Genomic DNA, 15,243 nt, shown 5'->3' on the forward strand with positions numbered 1-15,243 from the left:
AATGGGTAGGCATAAAAAAAACTGCCATCGGTTGAGAAGGCAGTTTTTATGGTTGGTCGGTAACTGTTATTCCTTATCTAAATTTTTAGTCATGTGGAAACCGATAAACAATCCTATACCAGCCATAAAGAAAATAACAGCAGGATAAACCGCATCATTATTTAAAGAGGAATAGGTATCTAATAGTGAAGCTATAAAAGTTCCCAAACCTATACCCATTAGCAAGAGTGCAAGATTTAAAATTAGTACTTTCCAAATTGGAGCGGTGTGTTCGCGCTTTCCTTTTACAAAAATACTGGCGTCGGCACCTTTTTCTATTAAGGCAAGGCGTTCCTTATTTCGAGTTGAATAATACAAGTAGGCAATAGCGAATATTGAACCAAAGATGATAAAAACTATTAATGCTTCCATAACTGTTTGTTTTTAATTGATTAATTTTAATGTGTTTATTGCTTATGACGACAGCTTTTGAAATTAGGTTACATAATGACGTAATTATTTTCTTTATAAAGGTTGTAACCCAAATAACAAAGAGGTCGTCTTACTATAAAAATGACCAGCAACGACCAAATAATCATCAATCAAGTTATTAGCGGAAATACTAATGCTTTTGCAATTTTAGTAGACCGCTACAAAGATTTGGTATTTACCTTGGCTTTGCGGATGATGAAACATAGGGAAGAAGCCGAAGAAGTATCTCAAGACACATTTATTAAGGCTTTTAAATCGTTAGATAAGTTTAAAGGAGATTCAAAATTTTCAACGTGGATTTATAAAGTTGCTTATAATTCATGTTTGGATAAAATTAAAAGTAATAAGCGAAAATACAATGAAGTTGAAATTAATAATCATACAACTAATTATATAAAAACAACCAACAATGCCTTTGACGATTTGGTCGAAGAAGAACGAAAACAGGCTATACAGGAGTGTTTAGATCAATTGCCAAGTGATGATAGTTTTTTACTGACCTTATTTTATTTTGAAGAGCAGTCGTTAGAAGAAATATCATCAATTATAGGGTTAACACCTAACCACGTTAAGGTGAAATTATTTAGAGCCAGAAAAAAGTTGGCGAGTATTTTAAAAGAACGAATAGAACCAGAACTTATAGAGTATTATGAAAAAGAACACAAATAAGGATATAGAGTCTTTTGTGGATAAAATGATGAAAGAAGCTCCTTTGGAGTCACCTTCAGTTGATTTTACTTCAAAAGTAATGCATCAGGTATTGGTTTCATCAACATCCAATGTTACCGCTTATAAACCATTAATTTCAAAGCCTATTTGGATTTTATTATTAACCCTTACAATTGGCTGGATTGGGTATGTGATGTTTGTAGGAGATACGATTGATGTTAGTTGGTTTGATAATATGAATTTTAATCAATTCTCTAGTCTTTTCTCTGGTGTCAAAATCTCTCAAACAACCATGTATACTCTACTTATGTTTGCTGTGATGCTTGGTATTCAAACACCAATATTGAAACGTTATTTAGATAGGAGGTAAATTAAATACTAAACTAATACCAGCGTTTTTTCTTCTTTTTTGAAGCCTCGCTCTTTCGTCCCTTTTTGTGTTTGCTTCCTTTCTTTTTATGGACTACCGGTTTAGCTTTAGGATCTAGAGGATAGGGATGTTCATCTTCAACAGGAATTTGAACATTAATAAGGTGTTGAATGGTTTTAATATAGGCCTTCTCATCTGCAGAACACAGTGAGTATGCAGTTCCTAAATTTCCAGCGCGACCAGTTCTACCAATGCGGTGAACATAGGTTTCAGGGACGTTTGGCATATCAAAATTGATAACCGCATCCAATTCATTGATGTCAATGCCACGAGCTGCCACATCTGTAGCGATTAAAATGGATACATAACCGTTTTTAAACTTATTTAAAGCCGTTTGCCTATCACTTTGTGATTTGTCTCCATGTAGAGTTTCTACTTTATAACCATTTTTAATTAAGGTTTGTTCAAGCTTGTCAACACCAAATTTGGTACGTCTGAAAATAAGTATACTACCTTTTATGGTATTTCTTAAAAGGTGTAAGCAAAGCTCAATTTTATTTCGTTTGGGAACATAATATAAAATCTGGCTCACATCTTTTGCGGCTGAAGAGGTTGGTGTCACTTCAACACGCTCAGGTGATTTTAAGATATTGTTAGCCAGTTGTTCCACTTTATAAGGCATTGTCGCCGAAAATAAGAGGACTTGTTTTTGTTCAGGGCATAACCGTTCAATTTTTTTGACATCGTCAATAAAGCCCATATCTAACATTAAATCGGCTTCATCTAAAACCAAAATTTCAATATAATCAAGATTTATAATGTCTTGTTTATGTAAATCCAATAAACGACCTGGTGTAGCAATTAAAATATCAACCCCTTTTTTGAGAATATCAATTTGCGGCTCAATACTTGTGCCACCAAAAATTACTGTTGATCTTAAATTGGTATTTTTACCATAAGCTTTAAAACTGTCACCAATTTGTACTGCTAATTCCCGTGTTGGGCTTACTACAAGAGCTCTTATTTTTTTTCCTTTTTTTGGAGCATCTTGTTTATCAAACAATAATTGTAATATGGGTAAGGCGAAAGCTGCTGTTTTTCCAGTACCTGTTTGAGCGGTAGTTAGCACATCTTTTTTTTCAAGTACTAACGGAATCGTTTTCTCTTGAACCAAAGTAGGTTCTAAATATCCTGCTTCTTCGAGACTTTTTAAAATAGGTTTGTTAAGATTAAGATCTTTAAACAGCATGTACTTAAATTTGAAGCAAAGATATGTTAAAGTGTTGCATTAGGATTTAAGAAAGGCACTTAATTTTGAGCGTTTTTTAATTGGTAAGGCTTCATTGTTAACTATTGAAGCCAATAATGCTTGGTCTTTTTCTTTTGAATATAGCAATTTAAAGAAGTCAAAAGTACTCACACTATTGGGTGCTTTTTGAACTAATTCTATAGTATCACCAACAGAAACATAACCTTTTTCTAACACGCGAACATAGGTGCCTGGATAACCATGAGCAATAAATTCTTTAAGAATTACTTGATTTCCAAATTTCACACCAAGTTTATAGCAAGGTTCTCTGGGCTGGGTGACCTGAACCAAAGCGGTACCTATTTTGTAAATATCTCCTATATGAATATGCTTTTCATTTAACCCAGTAACGGTCAAATTTTCACCAAACATTCCATCGGCCCATTGCAAGTGAGGGTACAAGTTTTTCCAATAGGGATAGTTGTCTGCTGAAAAAAGATAGCAGGCTTTATACTCGCCGCCATGAACCTTTCGATCTGAAATTTCATCACCTTTAACAGCTTCAGTATCCAGATAGATAGGAAGGTTTATTGGAGATTTGAAAATTCCTGTGGTTATAGTTTTACCATTCCATTCAATTGATTTTGGTTTGGCAATATTTGTTGAAAGTATTTTCATTTTGGTGAATTGCATTCAAACTTTTTAATGGTTTTAAAGGTAATTAAATGATGAAAATCGTAGTGAGATTATGAAACTATTTTTTTAAAATTTATAAAACCGCCTCGTTGGTTTTTACGTAAGTGTTGTTGAGTGCCCCGAATAAGTAATAGTTATTAATTATTTAAAACAAGATCTTATGAAAAAATTAGCTTTATTCGCGTGCGCCTTTACAGCACTAATCTTTACAAATTGTGATAAAGAACCTGTTGGTTATGACTCTTCAGATAATTTTGAGAGCAACTTTTCTTTTAACAAACAATCCAACTTAAACGGTACATCTATTTACGTATCATCAAACACTTCTGGTGTTTTAGGAATTTTTGACATATCTACAGGCATGATGAGTCCAACACTAAAATCAATTAATGTGCCCTATGCCGACGCAGATGGCGTTGAATATGATGGTAACAGAGACGCTGTTTATCAAGTAAACCGAACCGATAAAAATTTAGTGGCAGTAGCTAATATTTCAAGAACATCAGACGGTGATTTGGTTACTCCTAGTGCGATTGGACCGTCTAGTTTTACAAACGGACGAGGTTCTGCCTTATATAACAATAAAGTGGTAATTGCAGATGATATCATGCCAGGAAGGTTGGCAAGCTATCATGTAAACGATGACCAAATAAGTGACTTTAGAAACTATAATGTTGGTTTTAAAGTTTGGGATGTGCAAGTCACAGGAAAAGATCTTTGGGCCATTGAAGACCTCACTAACATTTTAGCATATTTTCAAAACTTCCATAATGCTAAAAGCGGTGACCTCCCTCCAACGGCTGAAGTAGCAATTGAAGGTTTGGTTAGAACACATGGCCTCAATTATGATACTAGTTCGGATACTATGGTTTTAACCGATATAGGTTCAGCTGCTGGAATGCCTAATTCTGCATCAGATGGAGCTTTGATAATAATTAAAAACTTTACACAAAAGTTCCATGCAGCTGGCGATGGCGGTATGATTTCATTATCTGACCAAATTAGAATTGCAGGAGATATGACCCAATTGGGAAACCCTGTTGATGTGGCTATAAGTAGCTCTAAAGGAGCCATTTTTGTTGCTGAAAGAGCCCAACAAAAACTATTAATATTTGATATTCCGACTGAAAATTGTAACTGTGCTCCAGTATATTCAACTGCTTTTGCCGGTGCAAGTTCAGTGACTACGGATTTTTAATATAACGATGCTATTAATCGAAGTGTTTATGGAATGTGAACACTTAACCTCGGAAAGCCTCCTGCATTATGTTGCAGGAGGTTTTTTGTTCTTTTAAAATGATTGAATAATTAATCGAGTTTTGAGCCAGTCATTTGTTGACCACCTTGATTTAAAGTAGCGCTAATTACTTTGCCCTTATCGTCTTTGTTGAACGTAAGTTGGGCAGGTACTACTTTCAAGAAAAAAGAATCTTCTTTTTCTGCAAAAATTTCAAACTGTGGTTGCCCCGTGGCTTGAGCAAATATTTGGTTTTCTTTTACCGTAATTTCTATAATAAATTGAGGCATGATTTCATATTTGCCAGTATATTGTTTTAGAATTTCTGGAGCTAGTGTTATTGCAATTTTTTCAACGGGTGCTGCTTTGTCTATTTCCGTTCCAACAATTGTGTTTCCACCATTAGTAAAATTGGCAACTTTTTTTCCGTCTTTTGAGCTAAATTCATAGCTAGTGTCTCCACCTTCAAAAATGAATTTTGAATTGGACATAGCATAAATTGGAAGCTTTGTACTTCCTTCTCGTTGACTGAATAGTTGTCCATTTTCAAAAGTAATATGTCTAATCGTACTTTCGTCAAATTGGTAGGCACCAACCCATTTTTTTAAATCGGTTTCTGGCAGTTTAATAGCATCTTTGATGTCTGGAAAAGGCTTGCCAATGGCCATAGCAGCAATTTTTGTTGTAGCTGATGTAATATTTTTACAATCACAGTTAGTGAGCCCGATTGCATACACTTTTTCTTCTGGTAAATAAATCCCCATGGTAGTATAGCCAAAAATGCCTCCGCCATGTTGTATACTTCGCGAGCCATTGATATTATTTTCACCAAGTCCATAGCCATAAGTGATATGTTCGCCGTTATTTAAAGTTGAACCATGAATGGCCTTTTCATAGCTGCTTTTAGATAATAATTGATTGTTATTTAATGCCATTTGCCATTTTAGTAAATCACTTGTCGTGGACATTAATGATCCAGCGGCATAAGGCAAAGTCAAACTCAAATAATCGGCATTTTCAAATCCATTTTGTGTTGATGAATATCCGGTTGCTCTATTAGGAATCAGTTTTTTCATGCTACCATAATAAGAAGAGTCCATGCCCAATTTGTCAAAAATATGTGTCTTGATAAAGTCTGCATAGGATTGGCCAGAAACCACTTCTATTATGTGACCAAGGATAATATAACCAGAATTATTATATAAAAATTGTTCTCCAGTTTTAAAATCCATAGGCTCATTTTTAAATACATCTATAAGTTCGGTAGGAGTCATGTCTGTCCGAGCATGCTTTATAAAACTTTGCATGCTAGTATAGCTTTTTATTCCCGAAGTGTGATTCAATAAATGATGGATAGTGATAGTATTGCCCATTGTAGGATAGTCGGGAATGAATTTTGTAATATCATCCTCAACTTTTAATTTTCCCTGCTCTTCTAGCATTAAAATGGCCACTGCGGTAAACTGTTTGGTAATTGATCCTATTTCGAATACATTATTGGTGTTCATCGGAACATCCAATTCTAAATTAGCCATACCAAAGGCTTTATGGTAAATAGGTTTTCCTTCTTTAGCAATTAAAAAGGAAACTCCAGGCTCGTTTGAAGGATACATGGAGTTTAAAAATGTGTCTACATCTTTTTCTAAATTTTGACTTTGAACTGTAATCGAGGCTAAAAAAAGGAGTACTATTATAGTTATAAAATTTTTGGTGCTAATTAGTTTCATGACTTTTGTGTTTGATTGTGATTAGTCGTTAAGTAATATGTTTGACGATTAAAAAATGGTTTGGTTACATGTTCTAGTAGATTCGTCACCTTTTATGACTAACGCTCAATTTTAAAATTATCTAGTTTTATGTCATCAAGGCCTATATCATCAAAAGGATATTCTAATTGATTTTGGATATTGTAAAGGGATATCAAAATGTATTCGGTAAGTAAAACAATAAAGTAAGTGACCCATTGCGGATTATTAGAGCCTATATTAAATATTATAGTTGGGGCATAAATAAAAGGAAAAATATATATAAAGATCTCGCAATAAGCTTTTAAACTTATAGGAGTCCTGTGACTATGTATAGCATAAACATTCTCAATAGATTCATGTAAGTCTTTCATAAACCTAAATACTTTTTCCCGCAAGCTTTTGGACATTGAAAGTTTATTGTCTAAAGTAAATTGATACACTTTATGCACAAGGGCATCAATATCTTTTATTTCGCAATCTTTTGATTTAAGATTAACCAAGGTTTTAATATTGATTTCTAGTAAAATGTTTTGAATTTCTGACTTAAGGTTTTCTGATAAACCATCGTGGCTCATAAAAAAATAATTTACTGTTTTTATGGAACTCCTAAATTCACTTAAATGTTCGAGTGCCTTTTCACGTCTCCTAAATGACCCTCGAATGGTGAATACTAAAGGAAAGATAATCGCTATACTTAATAAGGTTAGGTTTAACTCAAAGTTAATTTCGGACTGATAAAACAAATAGGTGGCTACGATAGCAATTGCTAAAGCGAGAAAGGTCCTAAAGTTTATTATTGTAAAGTATGGTTTGATAGGCTGATTATAAATGTGTTATATTTGATAAAGTTAATGTTTTATAATGAATAAGCCAATAAGGATTTTTATCTCGACTCTTTCAATAATACTTTGCACTTTAGGATATTCTCAAACACACGAACCTTTAAGCGTAGTCGAAGTTTCTGAACTATTTTTGGAAGAGCAAATTATGCCTATTAAATTATCGTATTCTATTACTGAAATCAAAAAAGATACTAATGACTCAACCTATATTGATTCTAAGTTGTCATATAGATTAAATGATACTACTTGGAAATCTTTAGATATTGAATTAAGGGCCAGAGGGAATTACCGTTTAAAAAACTGCTATTTTCCGCCTTTAAAAGTGAAAATAAAAAAATCTCATTCAAAAAACACAGCTTTTGAAGGGAATAAAACTTTAAAGATAGTGTTGCCGTGTTTGGTTCAAAAGGATAACAATGACAATGTGATTAAAGAATATCTTGCTTACAAACTTTTTGAACTTATTTCGCCTTATCATTTTAAAACACGATTGTTAGAGGTTGATCTGGAAAACATGAAACGAAACACTTCAAAATCGTATCAATTAAAAGGGTTTTTTATAGAAGATGATAAAACTGCAGCTAAACGTTTAAATGCTAAAATATATAAACGCAATATGCATCCCTTGAATCAAGAATCCATGGCTTCAATAAGAAATGCATTTTTTCAATTTATGATAGGAAATACGGATTTTTCACAGGCCTATCAACATAATATGAAGGTGTTGTATATTGAAGAGAAGATGATTCCAATTCCGTATGATTTTGATATGTCTGGCTTTGTTAATTGCAGTTATGCCACTGTTTCTCAAATCGAAGGAAATAGTTTGGGTTTATCATCCGTTACACAACGTAAATTTAGAGGGTTTGAAAGAGATGAAAACTTATTTGAACAGGTTCGCCAAGAGTTTTTAAAAAATAGATTAAAAATATTTTCTCTTTTAGACTCATATAAAGATATGTTTGAAAATGAAAATGAATTTACTATTGCCAGAGACTACATTTCAAGTTTTTTTGAGGTAATGGTGAATACTGATAAATTCAAAACTGAAATTCTAAATTCAGCTCGAAAAGAATAGTTATACCAATTTTAATTAAGTCTAATTTTTTTGCCTTCAAGAGTGCCTCTATAAAACTTTCTGTTTTCAATCAATAATACTTCTCCATAAACTCCCAATTTTATGCTCGAATCTACTGCCAACAATTTGTTCTTAAATAAACTCTTTATTTGCTTTTGAGAGGTGTGTCCAACGACAATATGCTTCACACCAAGTTTACGCAGCAATTTGTTTAAATCAGCCTTTTTAAAATTTTCGCTAAAATATCCACGGTACCAAATGGGGCCAGAACCGTTAAAATAGTTGCCATAAATTGAGTCCCATTGTAAATCACGTCTATCCATTTGAAGTGACTTACGCATAATATCATTGGTAAATTCTAAATCAAATTCTTGGGCTATTAAGTCTTCCGAAATGCCTCCATGTACAAATAGAAGGTCATTGATTTTAATTATTGTTGGTTTGGAACGAAGCCATCTACCGAGTACTGTTTGATTGTTAAAAAGCTCATTATAATTGGTTTGAAGGGCTTTAGCTGTATGCCAATATTTCTTATTGATATATCTTAAATCGTTTTGAAGAACCATGTACTCATGATTGCCCAAAATATAATGCACTTTACCTCCATTTTTTAGGGCCTGCTGTTCTAAATTATAAATAAACCAAAGCACTTCAGTCACTTCGGAACCACGATCAAAAATGTCTCCAACAATCACAAAGTGCCCATCTCCAAACACCCAATTTAGATTTTTGTCAATGATTTTGTTGTTTTGTAATAATGAAATAAGCAAATCATATTGTCCATGAATATCACTTAAGGCCGCAATTTTAGAAACGTTTTTGAATATTGAACTTTCAGGAATAAACTCTGTTTTTAGTGTTTCTGGTTTTAGAATTTTGGACTCCACGTTACCACCAATAATGGTCTTTTTTACTAAACTATCATTATAGATAAATATATACGGACCGTCATCAAAATCCAGCGTATCTGTTATTGTAGTATTGCTATCGTAAGACGAAACATGATTTTTTGTAGCTAGATTTTTTTGAAAACTCAAACCAAGACCTAATGTAACTATAAGTTTGAGGAAAAGATATTTTGTCATGCTTTAATGCTATTTAGACGAAGTTACTGTTTTTAAATTGAATATTATAGTCGAAAAAAAACCACTTTGCTTAAGCAAAGTGGTTTAAAATATTCCGTTTTTAAAAGACTAAAGCTCTATTTTATCATTTCGTAGCTTCGTTTGATGAATTTAGTGAGCTCTTCACCTTTTAATAGCCCTTGTGAGAGACGTGCTAAATCTAAACTTTGGTTTATTAATCGCTCTTGTTTCTTTTTAGTTTTGGTATTCATAATCTCGCCAACCAATTCCGAATTTGTATTGACCACTAGATTATACATTTCTGGCATATTTCCCATGCCAAACATTCCGCCTCCACCAGTTTGTTGCATTTCTTTCATTCTGCGCATAAACTCTGGTTGAGTAATCATAAACGGAGCGGCATCACTATCCATAGACTCTAACTGTACCATGAATTTTTCAGAAGGTATAACTTCTTTCAATAAAGTATCAAGTTCTGTTTTTTGCTCTTCGGTTAGTTTAGATATTTTGGTATCATCTTTTTTGATGAGGCTGTCAATATGATCGGCATCCACACGGCTAAATGAAATCTTCTCTTTTGAAGTTTCCAATTTTTGCATTAAATGACTAACAATTGGAGAATCCAACAATAAAACTTCGTAACCTTTTGCTTTTGCCGCTTCAATGTAACTGTGTTGTGCATCTTTATCAGCGGCATATAAAATGACAAGATTATCGTCTTTATCAGTTTGATTAGCCTTGATTTTATTGTAGAGTTCGTCGTAGGTATAGTATTTACCATCAACAGTTGGGTATAGCGCAAAGGCATCTGCTTTTTCAAAGAATTTTTCTTCAGAAAGCATCCCATACTCAATCACGATTTTGATATCATCCCATTTTTTCTCGAAATCTTCACGGTTGTTATTGAACAAAGATTTCAATTTGTCTGCAACTTTACGCGTGATGTAAGAAGAAATTTTCTTCACAGCACCATCAGCTTGCAAATATGAACGCGATACATTTAACGGAATATCTGGAGAATCTATAACTCCTCTTAACATCGTTAAAAATTCAGGAACAATTCCTTCTACATTATCAGTTACAAATACTTGATTTTGGTATAACTGAATTTTATCTTTTTGAATGTTAAGATCGTTGGTCATTTTGGGGAAATACAAGATTCCCGTTAAATTGAATGGATAATCAACATTAAGATGTATATGGAATAAAGGCTCCTCAAATTGCATTGGGTAAAGCTCTCTGTAAAAATCTTTATAATCCTGATCTTCCAAATCAGTTGGCTGTTTGGTCCAAGCGGGATTTGGATTGTTAATAATATTATCAACCGTTACTTTTTCTGGTTTTGCATCTTTTTTTGCATCTTCAGGAAGTGGTAAGGTTTCTTCTTTAGTGCCAAACTTAATTGGTATTGGCATAAACTTGTTGTACTTCTTCAATAGTGCGCTAATTCTTGAATCTTCTAAAAACTCTTTAGAATCATCGGCAATGTGAAGAATGATTTCTGTTCCTCTTTCGGTTTTATCATGCGGTTCCAAAGTGAACTCTGGCGAGCCATCACAGGTCCAATGTGCCGCAGGTTCGTCCTTAAACGATTTGGTGATAATTTCTACTTTTTCAGCTACCATAAATGCCGAATAAAAGCCTAGTCCAAAATGACCTATGATACCAGTATCTTTAGCAGAATCTTTGTATTTGTCCAAAAACTCTTCTGCACCAGAAAAAGCAACTTCATTAATATATTTTTCAACTTCATCGGCCGTCATTCCAAGACCTTGGTCAATAATATGTAGTTTTTTGCCTTTTTTGTCAACTTTGACTTCAATGATTGGATTACCATATTCTATTTTTGCTTCACCTACGCTTGTTAAATGTTTAAGTTTTAAGGTGGCATCTGTTGCGTTACTAATCAACTCTCGTAAAAAGATTTCGTGATCGCTGTATAAGAATTTTTTAATGAGAGGAAAGATATTCTCTACCGAAACATTAATATTTCCTTTTGTCATGATATGTGATTTTTTCAATTATTAGTTATACTTCTTTGTTTGGCAACAAAAATGCCAATAGTATAAATGTGACAAACTGACACCATAAAAAAAGCCATTCTCAACAGAATGACTTTTTTATATTGAATCTTTTACTTCTTATTAATCTTTCATGGATTCTTCAGGAAGTGTAATGTCTTCTTTCTTTTTTAAATATTGTTCTAGCCATTGGTCTTGCTCCCATAGCATATGCAAAATAGATTCTTTAGCCGCATAACCATGACTTTCTTTTGGTAGCATAACTAGTCTTACAGGTGCACCTAGACCCTTTAAGGCATTAAAGTAACGCTCACTTTGTAAAGGATATGTCCCAGAGTTGTTATCAGCTTCACCATGAATAAGTAGTAATGGTGTTTTCATAGTATCGGCATGCATAAATGGTGACATGTTGTAATAAATCTCTGGAGCTTCCCAATAGCTACGTTCTTCACTTTGAAACCCGAAAGGTGTCAATGTTCTATTATAAGCTCCACTTCTGGCAATACCAGCAGCAAATAGATTAGAGTGTGACAATAAATTAGCAGTCATAAATGCGCCATAAGAGTGTCCACCAACAGCTACACGTTCTCGATCAATATAACCTAAAGCATCCACAGCATCAATTCCAGCTTTTCCATTAGCTACTAATTGCTTTACAAAGCTGTCATTGGGTTGTTCATCACCTTCACCGACAATAGGGAATGATGCATCATCCAAGACCACATATCCTCTAGTAACCCAATAGATTGGGGAGCCATAAGATGGGTAGGTAAATTCATTTGAATTTGAAGTGCTTTGTGACGCACTATTTTTGTCCTTGTATTCACGAGGATAGGCCCACATAATCATGGGGTATTTTTTACCTTCTTCGTAATTGGTTGGTAAATATAGTGTAGCAGTAAGGTCTAAACCATCGTCACGCTTGTATTTAATGACCTCTTTATGTACATTTTGAATACTCTTAAAAGGATTTTCAAATTGTGTTAAAGGGATTAATCCAATTCGTTTTTTAATGTTTCTGATATAGTAATTTGGAAATTCATTCTTTGATTCTATTTGAACAACGATCTCTCCAGCTTTGGCGTCGAGTGCAAAAGAAAGCGTTTCTACTTTGTCAGTGAGTTGAGATTGGTAAAGACGATTTTTCTTTTTAGTACTTAAATCAAGTTCATCAACAAAAGGAAACTTACCTTCAGGCGTATAACCATCACCTAATAAATAGACATTTGTACCGTCCAAATCTAAGACGCGCTCACCAAATTCATTTTCTTTGGTTACGAAATCTCCAGGGTCACTGTAAACATCTTGATAGTTGCGATCGAAAAGTATTTCCGGTTTTTGTTTTGGATTAGATGGATTAAACACGTAGGTGCGTGTATTTCTTGTATTCCACCAACGGTCGTAAGCAATAGCAGTTGTGTTGTTACCCCAAATAATTCGGGCAAATCTATCTTTAGTTTTTAAGAGAGAAGTCACTGGGCCATTAAAGGGAGCATTTTGCTGAAACACTTCATCCCTGTATGGCACTTCGTTTTCTGGATCGCCACCATCTAAAGCTTCAACCCAAATTAATGTTGCAGGCTTATCATTTCGCCATGCTAGGTCACGCTTACCAGTGCGTTCTGCCATGAATCCTTTTGGAAGATCTTCAATAAGAGGCACTTCTAAAACTGTTTTAACAAATTCACCATTGCTTTTGTAGATGGTTGTTTTTGATGGAAATCTGTAATAAGGAACGAGGTACGAGAAGGGTTTTTCAATGGTGGTAATCATGACATAATTACCGTCTGGTGAAAAATCAACACTTCTATACATGGCACTAGGTTTCCAAAGTGTGGTTTTACCGTCAATAGTCACTTTTCGTAACTCCGATAAGGCGAGTTGCTCAAAATTATACTCATCGTTTGGATTTTTTAATAAATCCTGATAGGTTCTGTTTTGCGCTTTTACACCGGCTTCACTTACCGAAATAGTTGGTCCCGTAGGTACAGCTTCTTTTGTATTTATCAACGCTTGTCTATTATCTGGAAGAAATTCAACAATTAATGCGCTGCTATCTTTGAACCATGTAAAAGGTCGTCCTATATTACCATTTAAATTAGCATTGCTGATTTTTGAAGCCTTGGCTGCTGTGATATCCAAAATCCAAAGTTCAACTCCTTTATTAGTGGTATTGGTAAATGCCATAAGTTGTTCATTTGGCGCGTACGAGAAATTGGCATAACGTCCATTTTCAGGTAAACCACTAACGTCTTGTATAGAACCTTTTACTCCTACACGTACTTTAATATCTGTATTATAACGTGTTCTACTTCCTATATTAGTGACAGGGTTAATGCGTAAGCCACCAAGACGAAGTTCTTCTTCAGAAAGTTCATCAATTGATTTATAATTACTTCGATATAAAAACACAATGTTTTCACCTTTGCTGTCCATTCTAATATTTGGCGCCAAGGGTGCCTCGGCCAGCTCTAGAATGTTTTCTGGCGGTTTTTGATAGGTTAGGTTTTCTTGTCCAAAACTGAATTGGAAAAGAAACATGAAAAGGAAAAATAACGTTGATTTCATTTGAAGTGATTTAAGTTTAAAATAAGAACTACTAAAATAAGGTTTTATACGAATAGTAGTATGTTAAAATTATGTTGTAATTGTGAAAATCAATGCTGTGTTTAGCCTTTCGGTTTATTAATTGATTAATTTTAATTTTTTAACTGTATATTGAAAAAAAAATTACACTATGTATAACTCCAGAATAAAAGGATTGGGCTATTATGTGCCCGACAATGTGGTTACCAATGATGATTTATCAAAATTCATGGATACCAGTGATGAATGGATTCAGGAACGTACTGGAATAAAAGAACGACGCTGGATTAAAGAAGGGACAAATGACACTTCTGCGGTGATGGGAGCAAAGGCCGCTAGAATTGCAATAGAGCGTTCGGGTCTCACCAAAGACGATATTGATTTTATTGTATTCGCTACTTTGAGTCCTGACTATTATTTTCCAGGTTGCGGTGTTCAAATACAAGATATGCTCGACATGAACACTGTTGGGGCTTTAGATGTTAGAAATCAGTGTTCGGGATTTGTTTATGCACTTTCTGTTGCTGATCAATTCATTAAAACCGGTATGTATAAAAACATATTGGTTATTGGGGCTGAATATCACAGTAATGGGTTAGATAAAACAACTCGAGGACGAGGTGTAACCGTTATTTTTGGAGATGGAGCAGGGGCATGTGTGCTTTCAAGAGAAGAAGATAACACCAAAGGTATTTTATCAAGTCATTTACATAGTGAGGGTAAATATGCCGATAAACTTATAGTGGAATCACCAAGTATTGCCCATTGGGTACCAGAAATATTAGAGTCTAAAGAAGAAGATCTGAGTTATTTTCCATATATGGATGGCACGTTTGTGTTTAAACATGCTGTAGTGCGATTTAGCGAAGTGATTATGGAAGGATTGAAGAAGAATAATCTAAAGCGAGAAGATATTGACATGTTGATTCCGCATCAGGCTAATTTGCGCATCGCTCAATTTATTCAAAAGAAATTTGGTTTAAGAGATGACCAAGTATTTAACAATATTATGAAATATGGTAATACAACCGCAGCTTCTGTAATCATCGCGTTAACCGAAGCTTGGGAAACCGGAAAGATTAAAGATGGAGATACAGTTGTTTTAGCAGCCTTTGGCAGTGGCTTTACTTGGGGTAGTGTTATTATGAAATGGTAAAACATATCATTTTTAAATAAAAAGAAAGCCCAGAA

General features: G+C 34.1%; 13 protein-coding genes. 5 read left to right on the plus strand and 8 right to left on the minus strand.

Annotated features, from left to right (window positions below):
• Positions 1-66: 66 nt before the first annotated feature.
• Positions 67-411: a DUF6249 domain-containing protein gene (locus tag ACFO5O_RS02080; RefSeq protein WP_387960475.1), complete on the minus strand. Its 345-nt coding sequence runs from the start codon at positions 409-411 to the stop codon at positions 67-69.
• A gap of 141 nt (positions 412-552) precedes the next feature.
• Between ACFO5O_RS02080 and ACFO5O_RS02085 the strand changes: the two genes are divergently transcribed.
• Positions 553-1,140 carry an RNA polymerase sigma factor gene (locus ACFO5O_RS02085; RefSeq protein ID WP_387960477.1) on the plus strand — a complete coding sequence of 196 codons (588 nt, stop codon included), beginning with the start codon at positions 553-555 and terminating at the stop codon, positions 1,138-1,140.
• Entirely contained in the window at positions 1,121-1,510 is a 390-nt protein-coding gene (locus tag ACFO5O_RS02090; protein ID WP_387960479.1) for a hypothetical protein, read from the plus strand. Before ACFO5O_RS02085 ends, ACFO5O_RS02090 begins: the two co-directional genes overlap by 20 nt.
• A 13-nt stretch (positions 1,511-1,523) precedes the next feature.
• Here ACFO5O_RS02090 and ACFO5O_RS02095 read toward each other — a convergent pair whose 3' ends face one another.
• On the minus strand, positions 1,524-2,759 hold the full coding sequence (locus ACFO5O_RS02095) for a DEAD/DEAH box helicase (protein WP_387960481.1): 1,236 nt from the start codon (positions 2,757-2,759) through the stop codon (positions 1,524-1,526).
• A 39-nt stretch (positions 2,760-2,798) separates the two neighbouring features.
• Positions 2,799-3,452, minus strand: coding sequence for an MOSC domain-containing protein (locus tag ACFO5O_RS02100; RefSeq protein ID WP_387960483.1), 654 nt, complete (start codon positions 3,450-3,452; stop codon positions 2,799-2,801).
• Positions 3,453-3,615: 163 nt separating this feature from the next.
• Here ACFO5O_RS02100 and ACFO5O_RS02105 point away from each other — a divergent pair, with 163 nt between their 5' ends.
• Positions 3,616-4,653 carry a hypothetical protein gene (locus ACFO5O_RS02105; protein ID WP_387960485.1) on the plus strand — a complete coding sequence of 346 codons (1,038 nt, stop codon included), beginning with the start codon at positions 3,616-3,618 and terminating at the stop codon, positions 4,651-4,653.
• A 110-nt stretch (positions 4,654-4,763) separates the two neighbouring features.
• On the opposite strand, the gene ACFO5O_RS02110 is transcribed toward ACFO5O_RS02105, so the two are convergent.
• Together ACFO5O_RS02110 and ACFO5O_RS02115 are read right to left on the minus strand one after the other, a co-directional pair.
• Positions 4,764-6,419, minus strand: coding sequence for a serine hydrolase (locus tag ACFO5O_RS02110; RefSeq protein WP_387960487.1), 1,656 nt, complete (start codon positions 6,417-6,419; stop codon positions 4,764-4,766).
• A gap of 98 nt (positions 6,420-6,517) precedes the next feature.
• Entirely contained in the window at positions 6,518-7,015 is a 498-nt protein-coding gene (locus tag ACFO5O_RS02115; protein ID WP_387960489.1) for a hypothetical protein, read from the minus strand.
• A gap of 286 nt (positions 7,016-7,301) precedes the next feature.
• On the opposite strand from ACFO5O_RS02115, the gene ACFO5O_RS02120 reads away from it, so the two are divergent.
• On the plus strand, positions 7,302-8,360 hold the full coding sequence (locus tag ACFO5O_RS02120; protein ID WP_387960491.1) for a hypothetical protein: 1,059 nt from the start codon (positions 7,302-7,304) through the stop codon (positions 8,358-8,360).
• Between the two features lie 11 nt (positions 8,361-8,371).
• On the opposite strand, the gene ACFO5O_RS02125 is transcribed toward ACFO5O_RS02120, so the two are convergent.
• The 3 genes from ACFO5O_RS02125 to ACFO5O_RS02135 all read right to left on the minus strand — a co-directional run bounded on the left by ACFO5O_RS02125 (position 8,372) and on the right by ACFO5O_RS02135 (position 14,034).
• A complete protein-coding gene (locus ACFO5O_RS02125) occupies positions 8,372-9,445 on the minus strand; it encodes a metallophosphoesterase (RefSeq protein WP_387960492.1) in 1,074 nt (357 codons plus the stop codon).
• 116 nt (positions 9,446-9,561) lie between these two features.
• On the minus strand, positions 9,562-11,448 hold the full coding sequence (gene htpG, locus ACFO5O_RS02130) for a molecular chaperone HtpG (RefSeq protein ID WP_387960494.1): 1,887 nt from the start codon (positions 11,446-11,448) through the stop codon (positions 9,562-9,564).
• A gap of 141 nt (positions 11,449-11,589) precedes the next feature.
• Positions 11,590-14,034, minus strand: a complete 2,445-nt coding sequence (locus ACFO5O_RS02135) for an alpha/beta hydrolase family protein (RefSeq protein ID WP_387960496.1) — start codon at positions 14,032-14,034, stop codon at positions 11,590-11,592.
• A gap of 169 nt (positions 14,035-14,203) precedes the next feature.
• On the opposite strand from ACFO5O_RS02135, the gene ACFO5O_RS02140 reads away from it, so the two are divergent.
• Positions 14,204-15,208, plus strand: a complete 1,005-nt coding sequence (locus tag ACFO5O_RS02140) for a 3-oxoacyl-ACP synthase III family protein (RefSeq protein WP_387960498.1) — start codon at positions 14,204-14,206, stop codon at positions 15,206-15,208.
• The last annotated feature ends 35 nt before the right edge of the window (positions 15,209-15,243 follow it).

This window comes from Geojedonia litorea, from assembly GCF_042654525.1.
GTDB classification, from domain to species: Bacteria; Bacteroidota; Bacteroidia; order Flavobacteriales; family Flavobacteriaceae; genus Geojedonia; species Geojedonia litorea.

Bases quoted from the DNA above. Each gene is read 5' to 3' on its own strand.
- ACFO5O_RS02080 (WP_387960475.1), bottom strand. From the start codon at position 411: ATGGAAGCATTAATAGTTTTTATCATCTTTGGTTCAATATTCGCTATT.
- ACFO5O_RS02085 (WP_387960477.1), top strand. From the start codon at position 553: ATGACCAGCAACGACCAAATAATCATCAATCAAGTTATTAGCGGAAAT.
- ACFO5O_RS02090 (WP_387960479.1), top strand. From the start codon at position 1,121: ATGAAAAAGAACACAAATAAGGATATAGAGTCTTTTGTGGATAAAATG.
- ACFO5O_RS02095 (WP_387960481.1), bottom strand. From the start codon at position 2,759: ATGCTGTTTAAAGATCTTAATCTTAACAAACCTATTTTAAAAAGTCTC.
- ACFO5O_RS02100 (WP_387960483.1), bottom strand. From the start codon at position 3,452: ATGCAATTCACCAAAATGAAAATACTTTCAACAAATATTGCCAAACCA.
- ACFO5O_RS02105 (WP_387960485.1), top strand. From the start codon at position 3,616: ATGAAAAAATTAGCTTTATTCGCGTGCGCCTTTACAGCACTAATCTTT.
- ACFO5O_RS02110 (WP_387960487.1), bottom strand. From the start codon at position 6,419: ATGAAACTAATTAGCACCAAAAATTTTATAACTATAATAGTACTCCTT.
- ACFO5O_RS02115 (WP_387960489.1), bottom strand. From the start codon at position 7,015: ATGAGCCACGATGGTTTATCAGAAAACCTTAAGTCAGAAATTCAAAAC.
- ACFO5O_RS02120 (WP_387960491.1), top strand. From the start codon at position 7,302: ATGAATAAGCCAATAAGGATTTTTATCTCGACTCTTTCAATAATACTT.
- ACFO5O_RS02125 (WP_387960492.1), bottom strand. From the start codon at position 9,445: ATGACAAAATATCTTTTCCTCAAACTTATAGTTACATTAGGTCTTGGT.
- htpG (WP_387960494.1), bottom strand. From the start codon at position 11,448: ATGACAAAAGGAAATATTAATGTTTCGGTAGAGAATATCTTTCCTCTC.
- ACFO5O_RS02135 (WP_387960496.1), bottom strand. From the start codon at position 14,034: ATGAAATCAACGTTATTTTTCCTTTTCATGTTTCTTTTCCAATTCAGT.
- ACFO5O_RS02140 (WP_387960498.1), top strand. From the start codon at position 14,204: ATGTATAACTCCAGAATAAAAGGATTGGGCTATTATGTGCCCGACAAT.